Raw genomic sequence first — 25137 nt, forward strand, 5'->3', positions numbered from 1 at the left:
AGTCCAGCAAACCTCCGGCGTAGCCTGCCTCCGTACAAATGAGGCATGACTCCCCCAACAACAGACCACTGTAAGGGCAGCCGGACCCGGCGCGCCGTCGTCTCCGCCGTCCTGGCGGTCAGCCTCTCTGCGGGAGGTGCCGCAGCATGGGCTTTGGACCGCTTCGTCATCCCGCATGCCCAGATCACCAATGTCACTGAATATGAGGCAAACCAGGCCGGAACCACCACGACGGCGGACACTCCGGCGAGCGCCACCGTCACGGACACCAGCTACACCCAGGGCGACACCGGCGTCACCATTTCCACGGTGACCACAGGCAGCGGTGACAGCACCGTCACCTACTACGTCGCCGACGTCGTCCTCAGTGACGCCACCACGCTGAAATCCGCCTTTGCCGAAGACACTTACGGCGAGAACATCACGGAAACAACCTCCGCGATTGCCGAAGACCACAACGCGATCTTCGCGATCAACGGCGACTACTACGGCTTCCGGGACACGGGCATCGTGATCCGCAACGGAGTGGTGTACCGCGATGAGGGCGCGCGCCAGGGCATCGCCTTCTACAAAGACGGCACGGTCAAGGTCTATGACGAGACCACCACGACGGCCGACCAACTCATCGCCGACGGAGTCTGGAACACGCTCTCCTTCGGACCGTCCCTGCTGGAGAACGGTTGGATCGCCTCGGGCATCGAAGACGTGGAAGTGGACACGAACTTCGGCAACCACTCCATCCAGGGTGAGCAGCCGCGCACGGCAGTCGGGGTGATCGACCAAAACCACTTGGTGTTCGTGGTGGTGGATGGCCGGAGCCCCGGCTACTCCGCAGGCGTCACCATGACGGAGCTGGCGGAAATCATGCAAGGCCTCGGCGCTACCACCGCGTACAACATCGACGGCGGCGGCTCGTCCACCATGTACTTCAACGGATCACTGGTGAACAACCCGCTCGGCGGGAACAAGGAGCGCGGTACTTCGGACATCCTCTACATCGCCCAGTAGCCATGATCATCCTGATACCGGCATACGAGCCGGACCAAGAGCTCATTTCCCTTGTCAGCAACCTCCGGGACGCCGATCCGTGGATCACCATCATTGTGGTCGACGACGGTTCCGGCCCCGCCTTCCAGGACGTGTTCGACGGCGTCACCCGGCTCGGGTGCCATGTGCTCAGTTACGCCGTGAACAGTGGAAAGGGCCACGCCCTCAAGAGCGGACTTTCCTTCATCCTTGAGCGGTTCCCCGGCCATGACGTGGTGTGCGCCGACAGCGACGGCCAGCACGCCGTTGCCGACATCCTTGCCGTTGGAAGCCGGCTCCGCGGAGTCGCCGCGTCCATGGTCCTGGGTTGCCGGACGTTCACGGGTGCTGTCCCTGCGAGGAGCAGGTTCGGCAACACTGTGACGCGTTGGCTGTTCAGGCTCGCAACGGGACAGGGACTCCCGGACACGCAGACCGGCCTTCGTGGCTACCGCGCGGACATGATTCCGTGGCTGCTGACCGTCCCCGGCCAACGCTACGAGTACGAGCTCAACCTGCTGCTCGAAGCCAAACATGCGGGTTACGGCATAGACACTGTAGAGATCGCAACCGTGTACCTGGACCACAACTCGGGATCACATTTCCGGCCCGTGGCCGACTCGATCAGGATCTACGCGCCCTTGCTGAAGTTCCTGGGATCATCGCTCTCAGCGTTCCTGGTGGACACCGTGGCGTTCCTGGTGCTGACATCGCTCACGGATTCCCTGCTGCTGGCGGTGGTTGGTGCCAGAGCCATCAGCGCGGCCGTGAATTTCATGGTGAACCGGAACCTGGTGTTCGGGCATGGCAAGGAAAAGTCACTTCGCTCGGCTGCCAGCGGCTACGTGGCGCTGGTGCTGGTCCTTCTGACTGCCAATTACGCCAGCATGTGGTCCCTGACCTCCTTGGCCGTTCCGGACCTGCCGGCCAAGCTCGTCACCGAGTTGGCCCTCCTCGGCGTGAGCTACGCCGTCCAGCAGCGGTTCCTTTTTGCGGGCAGGTCCCGCGCGGCGGAGGCCGCCGCAAAGGACGTTACTGAACCGGCCGCCGTCGAAAGTCATATCCCAGCCTTGGCCCCGGCACAGTTTCAGCACAGCCGGGCCGGGAATCGTGGAAACCAGCCGACCAACAGATTCCGGAGATTCCGATGAACACCATCATTCTTATTGCAGCCGACCTGGCCGCCATCACCGTCCTGACCCTCGCCCTTTACCTCCGCAGGCACCGCCGCCGCGACCTGGTGGTGTCCTACCTCGGCATGAACGCAGGAGTCCTCGCAGTTGCCACCGCACTGTCCGGATCCGCTGCCGGTCTGGGACTCGGCCTGGGGCTGTTCGGGGTCTTGTCGATCATTCGCCTCCGGTCCACGGAACTGGCCCAGCACGAGGTGGCGTACTACTTCTCCGCCCTGGCCCTGGGTCTGATCGCCGGCATTGGCGTGGAACCCCTGTGGCTGACGTTGTCGCTCATGGCCCTCGTACTGCTGGTGATGTTCGTGGGAGACAACCCCAAGGTCCTTCCCGCCTACCGCCACCAGACCGTAGTCCTGGACCGGGCCATCAGCGACGAACAGGAACTCACCGCCCGCCTTGAAGAAGTCCTCAACGGAACCGTCCATGCAGCAACCGTTCAGGAACTTGACCTCGTCAACGACAAAACGATCGTGGATGTCCGGTACGCAGTGCGCAGGATTCCGGAGCTCCCCCGGACAGCCCTCGGTTTCGACCAACCGGCCGGCGCGCTCGCCCCGGCACCTCAGGAACTGCCCGGTGCCCGGCACTCCTCCACCACCACAGCTGGTGCCGCATGAGCCGCCCCGGGCAGAGCCCGATCATTCCGAACCTTGACCAACTGCCCGCCGTCGGGCTTGACGAGCTCACCACCGAAGCCGCGCTGCTGACACGCGTGGACCGCAAGTACCTGGTGCCCTCTGCCACGGCTCGGCGGCTCCTGGGCACTTTCCACGCAGAAGCGAGGGTGCTGGACATGGACGGGACACGGATGTTCAACTACGACTCCGTCTACTTCGACACCCCCGCACTGGACAGCTACATGCTGGCAGCCCATGGCAGGCGCAGGCGGTTCAAAATCCGGACCCGCACCTACGTGGACAGCAATGTGAGCTTCCTTGAAGTCAAGACCGAGGGGGCACGGGAAGCCACCGTCAAGGAACGCATTCCCTACGAGCCGGGCGACCGCGACAGGCTGACCGACGAAGGACTCGCCTACGTCAACGAGACCCTCGCGGCAGCGATCGGCGACGCAGAATACGGTCCACTGGAACCCGTACTGTCCACCCGCTACAACCGCACCACGCTGTACCTTCCCCGGTCAGGCAGCCGGGCGACCATCGATACCGATGTCACCTGGCAACGTCCCGGCGGCCGGCCCTGGCTGCTGGATGAAGCGGTGGTGCTGGAAACCAAATCCGGTTCCGCGCCCGGACCGCTGGACAGGCATCTCTGGGCCAACGGTGTCCGTCCCTGCCGTATCTCCAAGTTCGCCACGGGCATGGCCGCCCTCCACCCCGGACTTCCCGCCAACCGATGGAACCAAACCCTGCGGCGCCGGATGCCCCTGCGCCCTGCCTGCTAACCCCCACACCGAAGGAACTAAACACCATGCCGTCTTACCGCACTTCCCTTTCACTGGCCGCTGCTGCCTTGGCCCTCTCCCTCGCAGGATGCTCGGCTTCGCCCACCGGGTCCGCATCCGTCACCTCCACCGGGTCCGCATCCGTCTCCTCCACGCAGCAGGTGGTCACCGCAGCGACCATCGAAGAAGACACCCACTACGACAGTGACGACCTCACATGGGACAGCGCGTCCGAAGTGGCAATCAGCCTGTCCGACGGCGGCAGCCAGGTCACGTCGTCGTCCTCTGCGGGTGTCACACTGGACGGCAGCACGGTGACCATCACCGCCGCCGGAACGTACCGGTTGACGGGGTCGCTGGGTGACGGCCGGCTTGTTGTTGCCGCCGGAGAGTCGGACACAGTGCGGATCATTCTGGACGGCGTGGAGTTGGGTAACTCAACCGGTTCTCCTGTGGTGGTGCAAAGCGCCGACGAGGCCATCATCTACCTGGAAGAGGGCAGCACCAACAGCCTCACCGACGCAACCACCTACGCGGATCAAGGCGAGGACGCGCCCAACGCAGCCCTGTATTCGATGGCCGACCTGACGATTGCCGGGCCCGGGAGCCTGGCGGTCAACGGCAGGTTCAACGATGGCATCGTTTCCAAGGACGGTCTGGTGCTGGCGTCCGGCAGCGTCACGGTGGAAGCCAAGGACGATGGAATCCGCGGCAAGGACTACACCGTGCTCCTGGACGGCGCCTACCAGGTGGCAGCGGGCGGGGACGGTGTGAAGGCGGACAACGACACGGACGAAGGCCGCGGCTGGCTCCTGGTCAGCGGAGGCACCCTCACGGTCAACGCCGGCGACGACGGCGTGAAGGCTTACAACACGCTGTCCGTCTCGGGCGGAAACATCACAGTGGAACAGTCCGAGGAGGGGTTGGAGGCGCAGCACATCTCGGTTTCCGGCGGTGATGTCACCGTAACGTCCAACGACGACGGCGTGAACGCCTCGGGCGGGTCGTCCTCCACTTCCGGTGATACCGGCATGGGCGGTCCGGGTGGGGGCATGGGTGGCGGAATGGGTGGCGGTGAAATGGCGGCCGGTGACTACAGCGTGGATGTGTCCGGTGGAACCCTGACCATCAACGCCGGGGGTGATGGGCTGGACTCCAACGGAAGCGCCACCATCTCCGGCGGCACCGTGATGGTGAACGGGCCTACCAGTAACGGGAACGGTGCCCTGGATGTGAACGGTGAACTGGCTGTCACGGGCGGAACCGTTGCAGCAGCCGGCAGCGCCGGAATGGTGGTCACGCCGGGCACCTCCTCTACGCAGTCAGGGCTCCAAGTGTCATTCAACTCGGCGGTTGCGGCAGGCACACCGATTCACATCGTTGACGCTTCCGGCGCCGTGGCGGCTACGTTCGTCACGACCAAGTCCAGCGCCTCGCTGGTCTTCTCATCCGCCGCAATCACCGAAGACGGGACGTACACCGTCTATACGGGCGGCAGCGCCGATGCCGCGGCCGGGATCACCACGGGATCAATCGACGGCGCAGACCAGGTGGGAACCGTCACGGCCGGGGAGTACACCCAGGCGCAGGGCCCGGGCGGCCGACGGTAGCGGCCCGGGCCACCGCCCTTTTCCGCGTTGCTGGTATCCCAAAGCAGGGTCACAATCCGTCAGATAACCAATCTATGGCTATCTGGTATTCCAAAGTGTAATCTTGATCACATTCCTTCCTGTGGAATCGCCTTTCCACACAACGGAAAACCATTCAGGTGGCAATGAATGAACCTTCAGAGCTCGGATAGGAGCGCACTGTGGATAAAGATCTTGCCCGGGAGGCCGCAACGACGCGGACCGGATCCCTGGCCCAACAAATCGAAGGCGCATACCAACAAATCGGGGTGACCGGCGCACACCGCCAGATCGTCTTCATGATCCTGTTGGGTGTCTTCTTCGACGCCCTCGAACAAAACGCCGTCGGCATCACCGGCCCGGTCCTGCGTGAAGCCTGGGGGCTGGGCGGCACCGAAATCGGCCTGCTCAACACCATGACGTTCACGGCAACAGCGCTCGGCCGACTTGCTACAGGCCTGATCGTTGACAAATACGGCCGGCGCCACATGCTGGTCATCAACCTCATCATCTTCGCCGGTGGTTCCCTGCTCTGTGCAGTGGCCCCGAACTACCCCATCCTGGCGGCCGGACGATTCATTGTGGGCTTCGGCCTGGGCGGCGAAATTGCCGTAGCCGTGATCATGATGGCCGAATTCTTCGCAGCCAAACACCGCGGCACGGCCGTCGGCCTCATCAACGTCACTGCGGCGGGACTCGGCAACATGCTGGCCCCCGCCTTCGGCATCCTGGTTTTCACACTCTTTGACGGCCCGGACAAATGGCGCTGGGTTTTTGGCCTGCTGTTCATCCCCGCCATCCTGGTGATGTTCTTCCGGCGGTTCGTACCGGAAACTCCGCGCTTCCTGGCTTCGCAGGGCAAGATCGACCAGGCCAACCTGGTGATCACCCGCCTGGCGCGCAACAAGTTGTCAGGACCGGTCACCGATCCGGAAACCTACATCACGGCCGTTCCGGACCAGGGCCCGGCACAATCCACGGGCCACTGGAAGGATGCCCTTCGCGGCAAACTCCTCAAGCGGACGGTCCTGCTGTGCATTGCGGTCTGCATGTCCTACGCCGCCCAAATTTCCATGCTGACCCTGATGCCCACCATTCTGGTCTCGCGCGGCTACGCGGTGAATACCAGCCTGTGGTTCACCCTCATCATGCAATCGGGTTCCCTGCTGGGTGCAGCTACGGCGGCGTACCTCGCCAGCCGTTTGCCCCGCAAGAAGGTCCTGACCGCAGCAGCAGTCCTGGGCTGCCTGTCCGGACTGTCCATGGCCTTCCTCGCCAACGACATCGTCTTCATCGTGATCTTCGGCGTCCTGTTCAACTTCTCCGTCATCATCCTGAACACCACCATCTGGCTGTTCGCGCCGGAGCTCTACCCCACAAGGACACGTGGCTTTGGAACGTCCATCATCCTGGCTGCGGGTTCGCTCTCCGGCGGACTCTTCCCGTTGATCTCCGGCGCAGTGTTCGATGCCGCCGGGCTGCCGGGCATGTTCACCACCCTGGCGGTGCTGTTCTGCATTCTCGCCATCGCAGTCCAGTTCCCGCCGGAAACGTTCGGCAAGCCGCTGGAGGAAGACGGGGAGGCCGGAGACGACCAGGAGGCTGCGATCCATGGCCACTAACGCCCGCACGATCCTGCTGGTAAATCCCAACACCAACCACAACACCACCGTCATGATGGTGGAACTCGCCCAGGAAGCCCTGGATCCTGCCGGACTCCACGTCGTGGGGATTACGGCACCTGCCGGACCGCCGATGATCATCGATCCGGACGCCCTGGCAACGTCGGCGGTACACGTCAGGGAGGCGGTTCACCGCTTCCTTGCAGGTCCCGACGGCGGCACGGTTGCGGGCGTGATGGTGGCCGCGATTGGTGATCCCGGGCGCAGGCAGTTGGCCGACGAGCTGGACATTCCGGTGGTGGGCATCGGCCAGGGGTCCATCTACGCCGCGGCCTACGCTTCGGACGGCAGCCCCAGGAGGTTCGCCATGGCCACCAGCACCCCGCTCCTGGTGGACGCCCTCGCCGGACTGGTGGCCGCCCACGGGTTCTTGGACCAATTCACCGGAGTCCGGCTCACCCGGTCCGGGCCCCTGGACCTGGCAGCGGATCCTGAACGCCAATTCCTTGAGTTGGCCGACGCCGTCCGGGCAGCCACCGGAACGGACGGTGCCCAGGCTGTCATCATCGCCGGTGGACCGCTCAGCGCCACCGCCCGACGACTGGCCGAGGCGACCGCCGTCGACATCATCCAGCCCATTCCCAGCGCCTGCCGCCTGCTGCTTGCACGGCTGCCGCAACCGGCTTGACCCTACGCTGACAGGGCCCGACGGCGGTTCCCCACCTGCCGCCGTCGGGCCCTGTCTGCATGCCCCCAAACTTGAGCCGAAATTGATGCAAACGAACAGGATCCTTGATTTTGCGGGGCCACGCTGGAACCAGGCGAAGCACCAATACACAGGGGTTGCGGCGTCGAATATCCAGCAAGCACAACGATGTGGGGATCAGAAATGGATCAGGCACCAGCAGCAACCGAGGTGATCGCCGTCAAGGGCATCATCCAGGACCAACTCCCTGTGGATTTTTATGCTTTGGGGGTGGCCGGATGCATCGACAGGCTTTCGGCGCCGCTTCGCCGGTCCGGCGTGACCGTCCAATGGCACACGCCGCATCACGGCATCGAGATACCCTCCAAGTCTGCGGGCCTGCTGTACCACGTGGCGCAGGAGACGTTCAGCAACACCCTGAACTACGCCGAAGCCAGTCAGCTCACGGTCCGGTTGAACGCCGTCTACCACGGCATCCAATTGACCATCAGCGATGACGGCAACGGATTCGAGATCCACGCCGCTCCCAGTGGCCGCCGGCACGGCTTCGGGCTGCTGCTGATGTCCATCGCAGTACACGACGCCGGCGGGACAGTTGAGATTGAGTCGGAGCCCGGACAGGGAACGACCGTGAGGGTCACGCTGCCGCTGGATTGAGTCCGATTTGGAACCTTTTTCGGCCACCCAACCCATGGATCAAGGGTCATCGCGGACGTATTCTGTAGCTACTTTTCAGCCGGCATCCCCGAATGAATGGCACGAAAAATGGCGCGGAGCAGTGGTCCACGGTTGGGTTTGGGCAAGGTCCTGCTGAGGATCTTCGGGTTCTTCGTGGTGAGCACACTGTGCGGTGTGTTGATCTGCGGGTTCCTGGCACCTGTGATCGCCTTCACCAACACCACAGTGAAGGGCTCGGTCGGTTTTTACCAGAGCCTGCCCAGCCAGCTGAATGTGGACTCCCCTTCCCTCAGCAGCACGGTGGTCAGCGCCGACGGAGCGCACATTGCCACGTTCTATGCCGAAAACCGGGTGAAGGTTCCGTTGGACCAGATGTCGCCCTTTATCCGGCAGGCCATTGTGGCCATCGAAGACAGCCGTTTCCGTGATCACCCAGGCGTGGATGCCCAAGGCATCATGCGCGCCCTGACGTCCAACCTGACCAAGGGAACCCGTCAAGGCGCGTCGACGCTGACGCAGCAATACGTCACCAACGTCCTCAATGAGTCCCGGCTGTCCGAGGGCAAGCCCGAGGAGGTGGTCCTCAGCGGCCAGAAGACCATGGGCGACAAACTCCGCGAAATCAAACTGGCCCTGGAACTGGAGAAGCGCTTTACCAAGGACCAGATCCTTGAGGGCTACCTGAACATTGTGTTCTTCAACCGCAATGCCTACGGCATTGAAGCGGCCTCCCGCTACTTCTTCAGCACCACGGCCAGGGACCTGTCCCTGCCGCAGGCGGCGTTGCTGGCGGGCCTGGTGAACGGTCCCAGCATCTACGACCCCACCGCCGACCCCAACGCTGCGTTCAACCGCCGCAACCTGGTGCTGGACAGGATGCTGGAGCAGGGCTACATCACGCAGGTGGACCACGACGCGGCCGTGGCCTCGCCCGTTGAACTGAAGATCACTCCCTCCATGCAGGGCTGTGCCGGGGCCGCGATCGCCACGTACTTCTGCGATTACGTTTCCCACCTGATCCTTAACAATGAGGCCTACGGAGCCACCCTCAACGACCGCGAGCGCCTCCTGTACCGGGGTGGCCTCACCATCACCACCACCCTGGACAGCCGTCTTCAGGCCGTGGCGCAGGCGCAGGTGGACGCATCGGCGGGTGAGAATCCGGACAAATGGGGTGCCGCCCTGACCACGGTCCAGCCCGGCACCGGCAAGATCCTGGCCATGGCCCAGAACACGGTGTTCGTCCCGACCCCTGGGAAATTCGATACCCAGCTGAATTTCAACGTGGACGCGAAGGATGAGAACGGCTACGACCTGAATGGGGCCGGTGGCTTCCAGCCGGGGTCCACCATGAAACCGTTCATCTTTGCCGAGTGGCTCAACCAGGGCAAATCCCCCACGGCTGTGGTTGACGCCTCACGGAGGGTCTATCCGGTGGGCTTCGCGTGGCGTTCAAGCTGCGGGAAGGTTCTTGGCGGATACAGCTCCGCCCAAAAAGCCCAGAACCTGGGCGCGGACGATGACCTCCAGAACAACGACGAGGGCTACTACCGGCCGATGCCCATCAACTATGGGCTCTATAACTCGATCAACACCGCCACGTTCGCCACGGCGGCCCAATTGGACTTCTGCGGCATCCAGAAAATGGTGGATGCCGTGGGCCTGCACAGCGGACTGGATAACGCGCCCGTGAACATGCACCAGATCGGCAACCTCCTGGGTTCCATCGGCGTTGCCCCCGTTGTGCTGGCGAGCGCTTACGCCACGTTCGCCAATGACGGCACCTACTGCAAACCGATCGCGATCACGGACATCAGCGATTCCCAGGGCCGGAAGTACGATGCCCAGACTCCCGAGTGCCGGGCCGCGGTCAAGCCCGAGGTAGCCCGTGGAGTCAACGCTGTCCTGCAGGACGTCCTCAAGGTGGGTTCCGGTGTGTACATCGAGCCCAAAGTCCAGAGCCGGGTACCGGTGGCGGCCAAGACAGGCACGTCCAACAACAACGGTGCCACCTGGATTGCCGGGTACACCACCACGTTGGCTACGGCGTCGTTCTTCGGGGACACTACCGCGGGCCAGCAGCGGGCCGGGCAGAACGTGACCATCAACGGCAAGTTCTATAAGTCGTTGGATGGCTACATGATCGCCGGCCCCCAGTGGGCCAACTTCATGATGGAGGCCACGGCCCTCTACCCCAGCGGCGCCTTCACTCCCCCGCCGGCCCCGCCCGCCCCGGCTCCGGCACCGTCCCCGTCCGGGTCGCAGCGGCTCACTTTCCGGTAGCCCCGCCTTAGGTGACATGACGTACGACGGCGACTGCCGCCGTCGTACGTCAACGTAGCGGATCGCTTCTGCCCCCATCGTGACGATGCAACGGTGGCCCTGACAGACCCTCTCACCGTGGCCCTGTTCCCACGTACGGTACTGGTATGGATAACAGAACCGAGGTACGGGAGTTCCTCTCATCACGCCGGGGACGCATCACCCCCGAACAGGCGGGCCTTGACACCTATGGGGGCCGCCGCCGCGTCACCGGGCTGCGCCGCGAGGAAGTGGCACGCCTGGCCGGGGTGAGCGTGGACTACTACACCCGGTTGGAACGCGGGAACCTGAACGGCGTCTCGGACTCTGTCCTGGACGCGATTGCCGGTGCCCTTAACCTTGACCGGGCCGAGCACGACCACCTGTACGACCTCGCCCGGGCGGCAAACAAGTCCGGACGCAAGCGGGCCACCGGATCGGCTGCGACCGCCCGTCCCGTACTGCAGCACCTGCTCGACGCCATCACGGGGGCACCGGCATTCATCGGCAACAACCGGATGGACATCGTGGCGGCAAACACGCTGGGATATGCCCTGTACTCCGACATGTACCGGGGCACCACGGCGCGGCCGGCCAACCATTCCCGGTTCATCTTCCTGGATCCGCGGTCCCACGACTTCTATACGGATTGGGAACGGGCGGCCAGCAGCAACGTCGCCATTCTTCGGCGGGACGCCGGCCGTGCCCCACACGACAAGGGGATTGCCGGGCTGGTGGGTGAACTGTCCATGCGCAGTGAGGAGTTCCGCATCCGCTGGGCTGCCCACAATGTCCGGCGGCACTACACGGGGGCCAAGACTTTCAGGCACCCGGTGGTGGGGCTGCTGGAGCTCAACTACCAGGTGCTGGACCTGGAAGAAGATCCCGGCTACACCCTGACCGTCTACCCCGCAGTTCCCGGCAGCCCCACCGAGGACGCCTTGAAACTCCTGGCCTCCTGGGCCGCGACGGAGAACATCGTGGAGAGCGCACAGACCGGGAGCGCCCAGTGACTACGGCTTGCGGTGGGCGGTCCGCTACCGGCGCGCGTACCTTTGCGCGAAGTTCCTGAGCACCCGCATGGGCTCCGTCACCGAAGACCGGCGGGCCGTCCCGATCAGTTCGTCTGCCGCGTGCGGCGGGAAGTAGCCGGCGTCCTTGTAGATGCCGATCCGGGTGACCAGGCCGTCCACGTCCAGCTCCGGATGGAACTGTGTGGCGTAGAGGTTGTTCTTGATCCTGAACATGTGCACCGGGCAGGCTGCCGAGCTGGCCAGCAGTACGGCGTGGCCGGGCAGCTTGCTGCATGCTTCCTTGTGACCCACGAAAGCCTCGAACCTGGAGGGCACCCCTTTCAGCAGAGGGTCCTGTTCGCCGTCGGGTGTCAGCCTGATTTCCGTAGGGCCCACGGGTTCGCCGAACCTGCGGTCGATCACGGCGCCTTGGTGCACACCCAGTGTTCCCACGCCGTAACAGGCGCCAAGGAACGGGAAGTCCTCTTCGACAATCCTGTCCAGGAGCACTGACAGCTCAGCTTCCACGCGGCGCTGCGCCTGGCTCTTCTCTTCCATGGGATCGCTTGAGGTGAAGGGACTTCCACCCACGATCACCCCCGAGTAGTCGTCCAAGGTGATTGCCGGCATGGGGCCGGCTTCCAGCCTGACCCGCACCAGTTCCTCCGGTCGCAGCCCGCAGTAGCGCAAGTAGGCCTGGTATTCGTCATCGGCTGCGGCGTCCTCGGCGCGGGTGGCCAGCAACAGGAAGGGTTTCACAGGCCCAGTGTGCGTGAGGAAGCGCAACGTGTCCACGTTTGTTGCCTGGGGTGGGGGTGTCTGACAGACACTCCCACCACAGGGCACTTATTGCGTAGCGTAGGAATTGTTCACGCTAACGTCCCAGTGTGGCAAAACCCCCAAAGGAGCTCTTTTGAAGCAGGACCCTGCCGTGGTCGAAACTTCCGTGACCCAGCACTCCGGCGCAACCCGCCACCCCGCCAAGATCCCGTGGCCGGGCCTCCTGGTCCTGGCTGCCGCCGGTTTCACCGCTGTGACCACGGAACTCCTCCCCTCAGGCCTGCTCCCCCAGATCAGCCGCGACCTTGGTGTGCAGGAGTCGGCGGTGGGTTCGCTGACCGCAGCCTACGCAGCCGTCATCGTCTTCACGGCCTTGCCGCTCTCGCGCTTCCTGGCGGGCCGGTTCACACGCAAGACCCTGCTCGTGGCCACCGTGCTCAGCTTCGCCCTCAGCAACGTTCTGCTGGCACTGAGCCCCACCCTTGAAATTGCCGTGGCAGCCCGGCTCCTGGGCGGCATTGCCCACGGCATGCTGTGGTCCAGCATGGCACCCTATGTAGCGCGCATCGTTCCAGCCCATTCGGTGGGCAAGTCCATGGCCGTGGTTTTCAGCGGCAACAGCATTGCCTTGGCAGTCGGGGCGCCGATCGGCACGCTCATGGGCACCTTCATGACCTGGCGGGCTTCCTTTGTGATCCTTGCCGGCGTCAGCGCACTCCTTGCCCTGCTGGCTTTCTGGCTGCTGCCTCCGGCCACCGATGGCACCAGCAGCAAAGCATCATCACTGCGGGCGGCACTCAAGCTACCGGGCGTCATTGCCGTGGCCACTGCCTGGCCGCTGCTGTTGCTGGCTCACTTCACACTGTTTACCTACATTGCGCCGTTCCTCCTGGCGTCCGGGCTGCCCGAAGCGGCAACAGGTTTGTCCCTCTCGGTGGTTGGTGTGTCCAGCCTCGTGGGCATCTGGATCGCGGGTCTGACGGCAGACTCCCGGCCGAGGCTTTCGGTGATTGCCGCCGTCGGGCTCCTCCTGCTCGCTTTCGCCCTCCTGCCGCTGCTGGGCGGCACCTGGGTGGGCGCGTTCGCGCTGATGACAGTGTGGGGCATCGCCTTCGGGGCGATCGGTATCTACAACCAGGCCGCGATCCTCCAGGCAGGGGGCGAGCACAAGGACGCCGCCAACGGACTCACCGTGGTGACCATCCAGCTGGGCATCGCGGTGGGCGCTGGATATGGCGCCCTGGCCCTCACCACGGCCGGTGCCCAACTGGTGCCGCTGGCGGCAGCCTTGCCCACCGCGGTAGCCCTGGCGATCATCGTTGCTGCCCGGCGCGGAGGCTATCCCGCAGGACCGCGGGAGAAGCGCCGGTAACATCCCCGAAACATCACAGTCACGTGATCTTCACGTCAGCGCGTTTTCTGTAACTTCTCCGCAACTTGGCTCTTCTGAGTCTGAAACATAGCTCACCGACTATTGATCGGGGGTTAGTGAGGGCCGGACTACCACGGCCCGTTTCGGACAGGTTTTCAGAAGGGAACGCAGATGGAGATCTCTGCGCAACACGTCTGGCTGATGTTGTCATCGGCGATGGTGCTATTCATGACTCCGGGCCTCGGCCTGTTCTATGGCGGCATGACCCGCGCCAAGGCAGCCCTGAACATGATCATGATGAGCTTCATCTCCGCAGGGATCGTCGGCGTCGTGTGGGTCCTGTGGGGCTACTCCATGACCACCGGTGACGGCTTCCTGGGCCTGTTCGGCAACCCTTTCGCTCACTTCGGCCTGCAGGACCTCATGGGATCGGCGGACCTGATCAAGGTGGGCTTCGCCGCGACCTTCGCGATCATCACGGTTGCACTCATCAGCGGCGCCATCGCCGACCGCGCCAAGTTCGGAGCCTGGGCGGTCTTCGTGCCCATCTGGGTGACCGTGGTGTACTGCCCCCTGGCCTACATGATCTGGGGCGGCGGCCTGATGAGCGCGGGCGGCGCCCTGACCAACATCTTCGGGCAGGTGATCGACTTCGCCGGGGGTGCCGTGGTGGAGGTCAGCTCGGGAACCGCAGCTTTCGTCCTCGCACTGATCGTGGGAAAGCGTCACGGCTTCGCCAAGGATCCCAACCCCCGCCCGCACAACGTTCCGTTCATCATGATCGGTGCCGCCATCCTGTGGTTCGGCTGGTTCGGGTTCAACGGCGGCGCGGCAACCACTGCCGAGCAGGCCGGCCTCATCTGGATCAACACCTTGGTAACTCCCGCTGCTGCCATGCTCAGCTGGCTGGTGACCGAGAAGATCCGCCACGGCCACCCCACCTCGCTGGGTGCGGCATCCGGTGTCGTCGCCGGCTTGGTGGCCATCACGCCGTCGTGCGCAAACATCAGCCCGCTCGCCGCCGTCGGCCTGGGCCTGGTCGCTGGTGCCGCGTGTGCGGTCTTCGTTGACCTCAAGTACAAGTTCGGCTTCGACGACTCCCTGGACGTAGTGGGTGTGCACTTCGGTGCCGGCGTGATCGGCACCATGTCCTTGGGCTTCATTGCCTTGCCCGTGGACGGCGTCGGCGGTGGCCTCCTCTACGGCGGCGGCCCGCAGCAGCTCATTGCCCAAACCGTCGCAGTCCTGGTCACGATCCTGGTCTCCGGCCTGGGCACCCTGGTGATTGGCCGGGCCATCCACAAGACCATCGGCTTCCGCGTGGCCCACGAGCACGAGGTAACAGGTGTGGACCTGACCCAGCACGCCGAGTCCGCCTACCAGTTCGGCCTGGTGTCCAACGGCCACGTCCGCCAGCAGCAGGAACACCTCGCCTCGCTCATCAAGCAATAGCCCGGCTCATACCCAACTGGGTCGCAGCAGATGCCGTTTTGGACGCTCAAAACGGCATCTGCTGCTACTTAGTTGGGTCCGGGCCGTTCCAGAGGCGGTGCCACCACGTGCGTTTCGACGGCGGTCCGGGTTCCGGTTCCGGTGGGGCCGCTGCAGCCCGGCGTTCCTTCCACCGGGCAACCTCTTGGTCCACGTCACGCAGCTTGGTGATGACCGGAGGACCACCCTGCAGCTGGCGTCGGGCCTCGATCACGCGCTTGTTGAAATCCTCCACGGTTTCCCGGACCTGCGTCTCCATGAGGAATGTATCGAGCTTGGCGTCCAGCTCTGCATCCTCAGTGCGAAGAAGGATGGCGGGTGGTCCGAGGCCGCTGATCTGTTCGCGCTGGATGAGGCCCTTGACCCACCAGTCGGGATCGTAGCCCTTGCCGAGGCCGGGGATGGGCTTGCCCGCGTACTTGAGATTGTCGAATTTTCCCTGGGACATGGCTTCGCGCACGAGGTAGTCGGCGCGGGCGGCTTCATTGACCTTCCGGCGCTTCTCACGCAGGGCGTCATCGGCATCGAGTTCGGCTCGCTCCCGGGCATCCTGGCCACCCGCAGTGCGGCCGGCCCTGAGCTCCGCAGCCCGTTCCAACCGACGTCTGGCATTGCCCTCATTGACCACGGTCCGCACCGCCTTTCCCGGGATTTGGGGAATCGTGGGTCTCTTTCCAGTATTCCCCAAAGCCGGGAGGCCCAAACAGGCGTGCCGCCACCACCCACTTTGAATGGACAAGGGCCCCGGCACGCCGTGTGGGCCGGCGTGTCGGGGCGCTCCTGTGGTGAAAGTAGGTGGTGGCGGCACGCCCTCAAAGTGGGTGGTGGCGGTCCGGGCTATCGAACAGCCATGCTCGGATCCAGCTGTTCGATCCCCTCCGGTGTCACCAGGACCACCCGCGCGGTGCAGATGTCGTAGAACAAACCCGTCGCCTGCACGCGCCCGGAAGAAAGTGCCGGCCCGGTAACGGGGTGTTCGGCCAGCTTCTGCAGCTGCACGGCCACATTGACCATGCTCAACTGGTCCAGCCTGCTGTATCCCTCGGCAGCAGCGGCCTGCGCTACCGGATGGCCTTCCACCAGGGACCGGTAGCTCGGCCGGGCATGGTCCAGCCAGGCATCAAACCCGGATCCCAACGCTGGTGCTGCGCCTTCGGCATCGGCCATCACGGCCTTCATCGCTCCGCAGTTGGAGTGCCCGCAGACCACGATCGACTCCACGGACAACGCCTTCACCGCAAACGTCAGGGCGGAGTCGATGGACGCATCATGGTCATCACTGCAGACCACGTTGCCGATGTTGCGCAGGGTCAGCAGGTCTCCGGGGCCGCTGCTGGTGATGAGGTTCGGGTTCACCCGCGAATCGACGCAGGCCACGAACAGTGTGTCCGGGTTCTGTCCGTCCGTGAGGTCCTGGACCAGGGGCCGGACCTTGTCTGCGTGGCGCCGATGGTATTTGTCGATGCCCAGGAGGATTGACCGCAGCGGTGGTTGCCCGCCGTCGTCGTCCTCTGCCTGGCCGGCTGGCTCCGCAGGCTGCCAGGACGTCCTCGGCGGCAGCGGGAATTCCCGCGGGTCCTGCCGTTGCGGTGTGTTGTCTGCGGCGTCGCGGAAGACCGTGGTTCCGTGTTCCTCGATGGTGGCCGTGCCACCGGTGTTGTGGTGCTGCGTTTGCCACGCGACCAGCGCTTCGCGGAAGGCGTGGTCCAGGTAGTCCGCGTTGAGTTCCACCACGGCGTCGCTGCCTTCGGGAACTGTATGGAGCACCCGGTTCAGGCGCGGGAGGGCGAAGAAGCTGCAGGAACCCTCGATGGTCACGCGCCACGGCTGCCCGTCACCCACCGGGGCGTGCGCGTTGATGCGGGCGCGGAGGACACGCCACAGCACGCACAGGGCCGCGAGCGCCAGCCCGATGATGACGCCTTCGAGCAGGTTGAGGAACACGACGCACAGCAGCGTGACGGCGTAGACCAGGAGGTCGCCGGTACGGAGGCTTGTCTTGATGTCGGCAACCTTGATGAGCTTGGCGCCGATTACCAGCAGCAGGCCTGCGAGCACGGACATAGGAATCAGCTGGATCAGGCCGGCAAACAGGGCGGAGAAGACCAGCACCCATACGCCGTGCAGGATGGCGGAGGTGCGGCTTTTGGCCCCGGCTTCGACGTTGGTGGCGCTGCGGACAATCACACCGGTCACAGGCAGGCCGCCGATCATGCCGGAGACCATGTTGGCGGAGCCTTGCCCCACGAGTTCACGGTTGAGGTTGGTCCTGGAGCCGCCGTGCATCTTGTCCACGGCAACGGCGGAGAGCAGCGATTCGATGCTCGCGATCAAGGCCACGGTGATGACGGCCATGGCGGCGGCACGCCAGTTGCCCTCCGGCAGGCTGGGCAGGGCAACAGCGTCGAAGATCGACCCGGTGAAGCTGATGCGTTCCACTCCGGGTGCGACCGCGACGGCCAGAGCGGTTACGGCAACCACGGCGGCCAGCGGGCCGGGAATTTTCCGGACAGCGGCCGGCAGGTATTTCCAACCCAGCAGAATGGCGACCACGGCCAGGCCCAACAGCGCGGAGTGCAGCTCTACGTTGGTGATGGCCGCCGGCAGCGCGGTCAGGTTCTCGACGGCGGAACCTGCCGCCTGCCCGCCCAGCAGTACGTGGAGCTGCTGCAGGATGATGGTGATGCCGATCCCAGCGAGCATGGCTTTGACCACTACGGGCGACACTGCGAGGGCAGCCCGCCCCGCGCGGCCCAGGCCAAGGAGTACTTGTACGACGCCGGCCGCTGCCGTGATGGCGCATGTCACCTGCCAGCCGAACTCGGCTACCAAACCGGCGACGACGACGGTCAGTCCGGCGGCGGGGCCGCTCACCTGGAGCGCGGAACCGCCCAGAGCTCCGGCAACGATCCCGCCCACGGCGGCGGCAATGAGCCCGGCCATGACGGGGGCACCCGATGCTGCGGCGATGCCGAGGGAGAGGGGCAGGGCCACGAGGAAGACGACCAAAGAGGCCGGAAGGTCGGCACCGAGGTTGCCCAGGAAGCTGGGTCTCTTGGTTTTTTCGGTGCGGGGCGGGCTGTGGGCGTCGGTCTTGGATGGTTGCGGCATGGAGTTTCCTTGGCTCGGGAAGGTGGACACCCCCAAGCCTAGAAAACTTGTCATACGTGGTGACAAGAGGATGTGACGCGCTTGACAAAGGTTGTGAAGAGCCGGCTTCACAGAACGACAAGTGGGAACTTTCGCGAGGGTGCGGAGCGTTGTGGGCCCACATCCATGAGTGGCAGCCCCCCAACAGAAACCGAACGACGGCGGGCGGCCACCCGCCGTCGTTCGCTTGCCTCAGGCAACCCGACGATAAGGTTCCTTAGGGTAGGTTGGTGCCAAACCGATCCACAGTTTGGAGGCAGTACATGGGCAAACCCGTCGCCGAGGTCCATGCAGTACGCATCAGTTCCGAACCCGCCCAACTGCAGGCCCTCCATCCCCTGCTGCAGAGAGTGCAGGATGCGGTAGGCGACGTCCCGGCTTTGCTGGCCATCGCCGGGGACGTTGGATCCACGGCACCCCACCCGGGGCAAGGCAACACTGCCCAACTGTGGGAAGTCCTGGCATCCGTGGCAGCGGTTGATGTGGCGGCGGCGCGGATCCTTGAGCCGCACCTGGATGCCCTGCACATCCATGGGCAGGCGGGCCTCCCGGCACCCACGGGGACCTGGGGCGTTTTCGCCGCTGAAGGACCCGGAATGCAGTTGGCCGCCGAGGCCGGCCACGGCGTTGTCCTGGACGGCTCCAAGCCATGGTGTTCACTTGCGGCGGTGTTGGACGGCGCCGTGGTGACGGCCCACCTCCCCGACGGCCAGGGAAGGGCTGCTTTCGCCGTCGACCTCAAACACCCGGGCGTTTCCTGCGAAGACCCGGACTGGACCAGCCGGGGCCTCAAGGAAATCCCCAGCGGAACGGTCCACTTCCACCAGGTTCCAGCAACGCCATTACAAAGCGCCGGCTGGTACCACCAACGACCCGGTTTTGCGTGGGGTGGCATGGGAGTTGCTGCCTGCTGGTTTGGCGGAGCGGTGGCGTTGGCCCGCGATTTCGCGGATTCACTGACAACCGCTGCGGAGAGGGGCCGTGAGCCTGACCAGCTTGCCTTGGCCCACCTGGGCGAAGTGGACCGGCTCATCGGCGCCGTGGCCTCCACCCTCGCCCGCGCCGCCGAGCGGATCGACGCCTGGGATTCCGACGAGCCGGCAGGTTCCAGCCATTGGAGCGAAGCCCTGCGCGTCCGCGGAACTGTGGCCGCCGCCGTCGAGCGCATCCAAACCGTGGTGACCCAAAACCTCGGCCCGGGCCCGCTGGCGTTCAACGATACCTACGGCAAGCGCATGGCGGACCTGTCCCTGTACATCCGCCAGCACCATGCCATGCGCGACGACTCCCAGCTGGGCGCCCTGACGTTCAAAGGGGACAGGGAGTGGTGACGTTTTCGCACACGGACACCGGCACACCGGAGTCGGCGTGGGCTGCCTCCGGCGTGCCGTCCCTTCCCGAACTGCCCCTCGATGCCAACGAACTCGCCTCGATGACGTTCGTGGTGCTGGCCGCGCACCCGGACGACGAATCGCTGGGCGCCGGCGGCTTGGTGGCCAAGGTCCAGTCAGCCGGGGCGACCGTCCACTTCCTGCTGTGCACGGCCGGCGAAGCATCGCACCCTGAGTCAAGAACCACGACGCCGGAACGGCTTGCCGCTGTCCGGCTCAGTGAGTTCCACACGGCTGTGTCCGGGTTGGCACCCGGCGCGGCGTGGCGGTTCCTTGAACTGCCCGACGGGCGGCTGGCTGCGTCCCGTGAACGGATCGCCAAGGCTTTGCAGGAGACCATCACCGAATCCGGAGCCCCTGCAGGGAATGTGGTGATCGTGGCGCCGTACCGTTCCGACGGGCACACGGACCATGACGCGCTCGGATCCATAGCCGCACAGGTTGCCGCTGCGGGAGGGCACGGGCTGCTCGAATACCCCGTCTGGTACTGGCTGTGGGCACCGCCGGAAGACAGTACCTGGTGCTCCTGGGTGCGCGTTCCCTTGACGGAAGACGAGCAAGCCGCCAAGGCCAAGGCCATGCGCGCCCACGTGTCACAAACACACCCCCTGTCACCCGAACCCGGTGACGGGACCTTGCTGTCCGCAACCTTCCTGGAGCACTTTTCCCGGCCGTGGGAGACCTTCGCCTGGCGCCCGCCGGTTACCGGTACCAATGCCGCAGCAGACGCCGAGCGGATTTTCGACGAAGTCCATGCCCGGGCGGACGATCCATGGAACTACACCACTTCCTGGTACGAGCGGCGCAAACGCACCCTGACGCTCGCCGCGCTTCCCCGTGAGGAGTACGTGCGCGGGCTCGAGGTCGGCTGCTCCATTGGGACGCTCAGCGTCGAACTCACCGGCCGCTGCCGGGAACTGACTGCCGTGGATGCGAGCAGCACCGCCGCAACCCGGGCAAGGAATCGGCTTGCTGCTGTGGACGGAGCCGAAGCCAGGCAGATGACCGTCCCCGCAGAGTGGCCGGAAGGAGCATTCGACCTTGTGGTGGTATCCGAGGTCGGCTATTACCTGGCACCCGATGAACTGGGCAGGCTGTTCCACAGGATCAGCGAATCCCTTGATCCGGGCGGCACCTTGCTGCTTTGCCATTGGCGGCACCCTATTGTCGGATGGCAGTTGGACGGGGAAGCGGTCCACACCATGGCGCGCGGCCACCTTGGTTGGCCAGTACATGGCACCTATCACGAGAAGGACTTCATCCTGGAAGTGTTCACGGCCCCCGGCGGTCCGGCATGACCGGGCGTGCGATCGAGCATGCGGCCGTGGTGCTGCCGGCACACAATGAGGAACAACACCTCGGTCCGGCACTCACCGCCCTGCAACGGGCAGCAGATGCGCTGCCTCACCACTGCCCGGACGTTACCGTCTCCATCACCGTCGTCCTGGACAGTTGCACTGACGGCTCGGCGGCCATAGCAGCCGCATTCGCCGCGGCAGACCCACGGCTTGGGATGGTTGCCGTCGATGTCCGCAGCACCGGGGAAAGCCGCGCGGCAGGCATAGGGGCAGCTTTGGAAACGCTGCGGCATGAAAGGGCTGCCGTGTGGCTGGCCAACACCGATGCGGACTCGATCGTTCCGGAAGACTGGCTGGTGGGGCACGTCAGGATGGCAGATTCCGGGGTGGATGCCATTCTGGGCTCCGTGGAACCAAACGCGCAGGACCTGGAGCCTGCCCTCCTGCACCGTTGGCTGGAACTGCACCCCTTCCACGAGGACCATCCCCACATTCACGGAGCCAACTTTGGCGTCAGGGCGTCCTCGTACCTGGCGGTGGGAGGATTCCCCCGTCTCCGCGCCCACGAGGACCGGGTCCTGGCGGAGCTGCTCCTAAGGGAAGGCCACCGGGTCAGGGCCACTGACACCCTGCGGATCATCACCTCGGGACGCACGCATGCACGGGCACCCCAAGGGTTCGCTGCATATCTGCATGCCCTAAGCCAGGAGCTGCCTGCGGCGTCCGCTTTGTAGGGATCAGGGCAATCGCCAGAAATCCCCGGTCAGGCCGCACTCTTCCAGGAGTTGCTGGTTGTACTCCCGGGAATGGGGCTGGAAGTCCGGCGCCAGTCGATCTCCATACCAGGGTGCCGCCAGCTCCCAGACCGTGGATGCGGCCGTGATGTAGCCCGAACCCGGCGCGTTCTCCTCCGTCCACTGTTCTGCGTGCCCTGGGTCGCAGAACATCCGGATGTTGGTGCAGGTTTTAACGACGTCGTCCCACCACTCCCTTGCGGGCCGCTGGAACCTGACTGCCAGCCCGGAAGGCGGCGGTGAGGCCGGCCCGCATTCGAAGCTCACGTGGGCCCCGCATTCGGGACAGCCGGTATCCACCCGGACGTCCAAGTGCAGGGCAGCACTGATGCCAAAGGAATCCCATGCGCAGCCGCCCCACCACCGCCGGTCATCCCGGCCGTCCTGCGGCGTCACCACGAAAGCCATGGGCGCGGCCGAGAACGGATGTGCCATGCGCACAGCGTCGCCATCGTGGGTAAGGACCAGTGCGTGCTGGTCTGCCAAAAAGTGCAGGTCGCGCTGAACTTCATCCACCGGGCGGCCCGTCTGTCGGGCCAGCTCACGGACTGATGGAGCCCTCCCTTCCGCGGCCAGCGTTTGGTAGACAAGGTCCCGAAGCCGGCGGGACTCAGGAGTGTTCATGGCCCTGTTCCTTCTACTGCCCCTCACAACCTATTGTCGGCGTGGAGGCTGCGGCGGGCAATGGATCGTTGGGGCCGCAGCCTGTCAGCCACCGCGGGCCAGCCGGTCCAAGGCCTCCTCCACGACCGTGATCGCAGTAGCAGTAATGGCATCCTTATCGCCCGAACCATCGATCCGCAGGAGAATCCCGCGCTGCGTGTAGGCCGCAATCACCGGCTGTGTCTGCTCCCGGTACAACTCGAGGCGGCGCTGGATGACAGGTGCGGTGTCGTCACTGCGCCCCTGCTCACGGGCCCGCTGCAGCATGCGTTCCAACAGTTCGTCGTCGGACACCGCAAGCGCCAGGACCACCTCCACTGCCTGGTTCCGTGAACCCAGGACGTCATCCAGGGCCTGGATCTGCGCGACGGTACGCGGGTAGCCATCCAACAGGAAGCCCGCTCCGGCATCGTCGGCTTCCAAGCGTTCGCGCAGCATGGCGGTGGTGACGTGGTCCGGGACGAACTCGCCGTGGTCCATGTACCTGCCGGCCTCGGTTCCCAAAGCGGTTCCGTCCCTCACGTGGGCCCGGAAAAGGTCACCCGTGGAGATCGCCGGGACCGCGAAATGCCGCGCCAGGAACTCAGCCTGGGTTCCTTTGCCGGAGCCTGGCGGCCCCATGATGATCAGTCGCGCCATGGCTCACGTCCGTTTCAAAAGGCGGCCGGGACTTAAACCATACGCCGACGACGGCGGGACGTCCCGCCGTCGTCGGCTGATTCCTGGGTGCCCGGCACCTAAAGCCGGAACATGCGCTGCTAGGCGTTGGCTGGTTCCGCCAAGAGCTGGTCGATCTGGCCAATGGCCTCCTGGAGGCCTTCCTCCATGCCCATCTCCACCATCTGCTGAAGCTGCTCCGCGGATTCGAAGCTGGAGACGATGGTCATTCTGGTGCGGTCGCCCACTGGCTCCAGGCGAACGGTGGCGTGCGTGACGCCGTACTCGTCGGCGGGGTCGCCGTTTTCATCGGCGAAGCCGTCGTCGAACTCCAGGTGGTCCGGGGCGTTGACTTCCGTGAACTTCCACCAGCCGCGGGCTTTGGTGCCGTCCGGGCCGGTCATGTAGTAGGCAGCCTTGCCACCTGGCGTGAAATCGTGGGCTTCGAAGGTGGCCGGCCAGGTAGGCGGCCCCCACCAGCGCTCGAGCTGCCGCGGGTCCTCCCAGATTCTCCAGACGCGCTTGACGTCGGCATCAAACTCGGCGACAACAGTGAGGCTCAGGGCCTCAACATCCTTGTCCACACTGACTACAGTCATGGCAGATCCCTTTCATCATCTTCAGCGAGCAGGTCCGCGATCCGGTCGGCGCGTTGCCGCCAGATCATTTCGAATTGATCCAACAGATGCCGGGCTTTTTGCAGTCCATCATGGTTTCCCCGCACGATCTGCTCCCTCCCACGCTTCTCCTTGGTCACCAGGGAGGCACGTTCCAGGACCGCAACATGTTTCTGTACGGCCGCGAAACTCATGGCGTAGAGGGCAGCCAAGCCGGACACCGAGTACTCCCCGGCCGTCACCCGCGCCACGATGTCCCTCCTGGTGGCATCGGCCAACGCCTGGAACAAGCGGTCCAATTCGGCGTCTTTACTGAGCTGATCTACAACCATTTGGTTGTACGATACTCCCGGCCTGCCGGAGCGTCAAGACCTCTCAACGGCGAGCGAGGCGCCTTCCGACACCTGGACCTCTGGCTCCGCCACGGAAAGATCGATACTGTAAGTATGCTGACAATTCCGTAGCGAGTCAGAGGAGGACATGGTGACCACCAAGGTAAACTAGACAATCCTGGTCAACGTTCCGGTGAGCACGGCCTATAGGCACTGGACGCAGTTCGAGGACTTCCCACAGTTCATGGGCGGCGTGGAACGCGTCACGCGGCTCGGCAGCGACCGCCTCGAGTGGGTGGCGGAAATCGCCGGCGTCCACCGCCGCTGGGAAGCCAAAATCGTGCAGCAGGATCTGGACCGGGCCGTGGCATGGGCTGCCGTGGAAGGCGCCAAGAACGCCGGCTGGGTGGACTTCAAGGAAGCCGGACCCGGACAGACATCCCTGCACCTGACCCTGGAATACGAACCCCATGGGGTTCTGGAATTCCTGGGCGACAAACTGCATGTAGTTGAAAGGCAGGCGGAGTCGGACTTGAAGAAGTTTAAGGAATACGTGGAAAAGCACGGCACAGCCACCCCGGCGGACGGCACGACGGCGGCACGCATCACGGACGCCGACGGCACCGTCGCGGGTACTGCGGCAGGTGGAATGGCGGGAGCGGCGGCATCCGGAACCGGCGCGACCGGAGGCAGCGGGACCGGGGGCGGAGGAGCCGCCAGCGAGGACACCCTGGATCCGGTCACCCACCCGTTCGACCAGACCAACGGGCTGGTGGATGTGGAGGGCGACTCGGACGAAACCGCAGCCAGTGACTCCCACAGCGCGGCTGAAAGAACCGAAGAAGAAGAAAAGGGCCGCCCCGGATACATCCCGCCCATGAGCGGAGGCCTGCCCGGCCAGGCCTAGACGCGCATAAGGGAACGCCGCGACCGTGTGACGATCCGTTGCGCCGGGTTGAGCCGCGTTGAGTCCAGTTGAGCCGGGTGACAAACCGGCTTTGGCCCCGCCGTGCCGCTCCGTAG

General features: G+C 64.7%; 23 protein-coding genes. 16 read left to right on the forward strand and 7 right to left on the reverse strand.

All coding sequences use genetic code 11. The features are described 5' to 3' along the window. The first annotated feature begins 45 nt into the window (after positions 1–45). The 10 genes from ACSVIE_RS10260 (at position 46) to ACSVIE_RS10305 (ending at position 11569) form a co-directional block, all read left to right on the forward strand. Positions 46–1008, forward strand: coding sequence for a phosphodiester glycosidase family protein (locus ACSVIE_RS10260; protein ID WP_442423734.1), 963 nt, complete (start codon positions 46–48; stop codon positions 1006–1008). A gap of 2 nt (positions 1009–1010) precedes the next feature. After that, the gene (locus tag ACSVIE_RS10265) at positions 1011–2177 is read left to right on the forward strand and encodes a GtrA family protein (RefSeq protein ID WP_442423735.1); all 1167 of its coding nucleotides are present in this window, start codon (positions 1011–1013) and stop codon (positions 2175–2177) included. Beyond that, positions 2174–2836, forward strand: a complete 663-nt coding sequence (locus ACSVIE_RS10270) for a DUF4956 domain-containing protein (protein WP_442423736.1) — start codon at positions 2174–2176, stop codon at positions 2834–2836. Before ACSVIE_RS10265 ends, ACSVIE_RS10270 begins: the two co-directional genes overlap by 4 nt. Then, positions 2833–3621: a polyphosphate polymerase domain-containing protein gene (locus ACSVIE_RS10275; protein WP_442423737.1), complete on the forward strand. Its 789-nt coding sequence runs from the start codon at positions 2833–2835 to the stop codon at positions 3619–3621. The genes ACSVIE_RS10270 and ACSVIE_RS10275 overlap by 4 nt, the downstream gene beginning before the upstream one ends. 26 nt (positions 3622–3647) lie before the next feature. After that, positions 3648–5231 carry a carbohydrate-binding domain-containing protein gene (locus ACSVIE_RS10280; protein ID WP_442423738.1) on the forward strand — a complete coding sequence of 528 codons (1584 nt, stop codon included), beginning with the start codon at positions 3648–3650 and terminating at the stop codon, positions 5229–5231. A 200-nt stretch (positions 5232–5431) separates the two neighbouring features. Continuing rightward, the gene (locus ACSVIE_RS10285) at positions 5432–6871 is read left to right on the forward strand and encodes an MFS transporter (protein WP_442423739.1); all 1440 of its coding nucleotides are present in this window, start codon (positions 5432–5434) and stop codon (positions 6869–6871) included. Then, on the forward strand, positions 6861–7559 hold the full coding sequence (locus ACSVIE_RS10290; protein WP_442423740.1) for an aspartate/glutamate racemase family protein: 699 nt from the start codon (positions 6861–6863) through the stop codon (positions 7557–7559). Before ACSVIE_RS10285 ends, ACSVIE_RS10290 begins: the two co-directional genes overlap by 11 nt. Before the next feature lie 201 nt (positions 7560–7760). Continuing rightward, positions 7761–8234 (forward strand): sensor histidine kinase, encoded by a 474-nt coding sequence (locus ACSVIE_RS10295; protein ID WP_426004032.1) that lies wholly within the window; start codon positions 7761–7763, stop codon positions 8232–8234. A gap of 108 nt (positions 8235–8342) precedes the next feature. Next, positions 8343–10538, forward strand: coding sequence for a transglycosylase domain-containing protein (locus tag ACSVIE_RS10300; RefSeq protein ID WP_442423741.1), 2196 nt, complete (start codon positions 8343–8345; stop codon positions 10536–10538). 146 nt (positions 10539–10684) lie between these two features. Next, positions 10685–11569, forward strand: coding sequence for a helix-turn-helix transcriptional regulator (locus ACSVIE_RS10305; RefSeq protein WP_426004034.1), 885 nt, complete (start codon positions 10685–10687; stop codon positions 11567–11569). Positions 11570–11593: 24 nt separating this feature from the next. Here ACSVIE_RS10305 and ACSVIE_RS10310 read toward each other — a convergent pair whose 3' ends face one another. Then, the gene (locus tag ACSVIE_RS10310) at positions 11594–12328 is read right to left on the reverse strand and encodes a glutamine amidotransferase (RefSeq protein WP_442423742.1); all 735 of its coding nucleotides are present in this window, start codon (positions 12326–12328) and stop codon (positions 11594–11596) included. 154 nt (positions 12329–12482) lie between these two features. Between ACSVIE_RS10310 and ACSVIE_RS10315 the strand changes: the two genes are divergently transcribed. Together ACSVIE_RS10315 and ACSVIE_RS10320 are read left to right on the forward strand one after the other, a co-directional pair. Further along, entirely contained in the window at positions 12483–13721 is a 1239-nt protein-coding gene (locus ACSVIE_RS10315) for an MFS transporter (protein WP_442423743.1), read from the forward strand. A gap of 171 nt (positions 13722–13892) precedes the next feature. Continuing rightward, complete coding sequence (locus tag ACSVIE_RS10320; RefSeq protein ID WP_442423744.1) at positions 13893–15173, forward strand: ammonium transporter; 1281 nt, start codon at positions 13893–13895, stop codon at positions 15171–15173. Between the two features lie 64 nt (positions 15174–15237). Here ACSVIE_RS10320 and ACSVIE_RS10325 read toward each other — a convergent pair whose 3' ends face one another. Further along, positions 15238–15840, reverse strand: coding sequence for a DUF1992 domain-containing protein (locus ACSVIE_RS10325; protein ID WP_426004038.1), 603 nt, complete (start codon positions 15838–15840; stop codon positions 15238–15240). 209 nt (positions 15841–16049) lie between these two features. Further along, positions 16050–18323: a SulP family inorganic anion transporter gene (locus ACSVIE_RS10330; RefSeq protein WP_426004039.1), complete on the reverse strand. Its 2274-nt coding sequence runs from the start codon at positions 18321–18323 to the stop codon at positions 16050–16052. A gap of 302 nt (positions 18324–18625) precedes the next feature. On the opposite strand from ACSVIE_RS10330, the gene ACSVIE_RS10335 reads away from it, so the two are divergent. From ACSVIE_RS10335 to ACSVIE_RS10345, 3 genes are read left to right on the forward strand one after another with little or no spacing between them, the layout of a single operon-like run. Beyond that, a complete protein-coding gene (locus ACSVIE_RS10335; protein ID WP_442423745.1) occupies positions 18626–19693 on the forward strand; it encodes an acyl-CoA dehydrogenase family protein in 1068 nt (355 codons plus the stop codon). Beyond that, positions 19687–21051, forward strand: a complete 1365-nt coding sequence (locus ACSVIE_RS10340) for a PIG-L family deacetylase (protein ID WP_442423746.1) — start codon at positions 19687–19689, stop codon at positions 21049–21051. Before ACSVIE_RS10335 ends, ACSVIE_RS10340 begins: the two co-directional genes overlap by 7 nt. Further along, positions 21048–21785, forward strand: a complete 738-nt coding sequence (locus ACSVIE_RS10345; RefSeq protein WP_442423747.1) for a glycosyltransferase — start codon at positions 21048–21050, stop codon at positions 21783–21785. The genes ACSVIE_RS10340 and ACSVIE_RS10345 overlap by 4 nt, the downstream gene beginning before the upstream one ends. A 3-nt stretch (positions 21786–21788) precedes the next feature. Here ACSVIE_RS10345 and merB read toward each other — a convergent pair whose 3' ends face one another. From merB to ACSVIE_RS10365, 4 genes are all read right to left on the reverse strand, one after another. Beyond that, entirely contained in the window at positions 21789–22469 is a 681-nt protein-coding gene (gene merB, locus ACSVIE_RS10350) for an organomercurial lyase (protein WP_442423748.1), read from the reverse strand. An 84-nt stretch (positions 22470–22553) separates the two neighbouring features. Further along, positions 22554–23147 carry an adenylate kinase gene (locus tag ACSVIE_RS10355; protein ID WP_442423749.1) on the reverse strand — a complete coding sequence of 198 codons (594 nt, stop codon included), beginning with the start codon at positions 23145–23147 and terminating at the stop codon, positions 22554–22556. A gap of 119 nt (positions 23148–23266) precedes the next feature. Beyond that, complete coding sequence (locus ACSVIE_RS10360) at positions 23267–23764, reverse strand: SRPBCC family protein (RefSeq protein WP_426004045.1); 498 nt, start codon at positions 23762–23764, stop codon at positions 23267–23269. After that, positions 23761–24114, reverse strand: a complete 354-nt coding sequence (locus tag ACSVIE_RS10365; RefSeq protein WP_442423750.1) for an ArsR/SmtB family transcription factor — start codon at positions 24112–24114, stop codon at positions 23761–23763. The genes ACSVIE_RS10360 and ACSVIE_RS10365 overlap by 4 nt, the downstream gene beginning before the upstream one ends. Positions 24115–24289: 175 nt before the next feature. Between ACSVIE_RS10365 and ACSVIE_RS10370 the strand changes: the two genes are divergently transcribed. Further along, on the forward strand, positions 24290–25021 hold the full coding sequence (locus ACSVIE_RS10370; protein WP_442423839.1) for an SRPBCC family protein: 732 nt from the start codon (positions 24290–24292) through the stop codon (positions 25019–25021). The last annotated feature ends 116 nt before the right edge of the window (positions 25022–25137 follow it).

The organism is Paenarthrobacter sp. NCHU4564, assembly GCF_052156435.1.
Classification (GTDB): domain Bacteria; phylum Actinomycetota; class Actinomycetes; order Actinomycetales; family Micrococcaceae; genus Arthrobacter.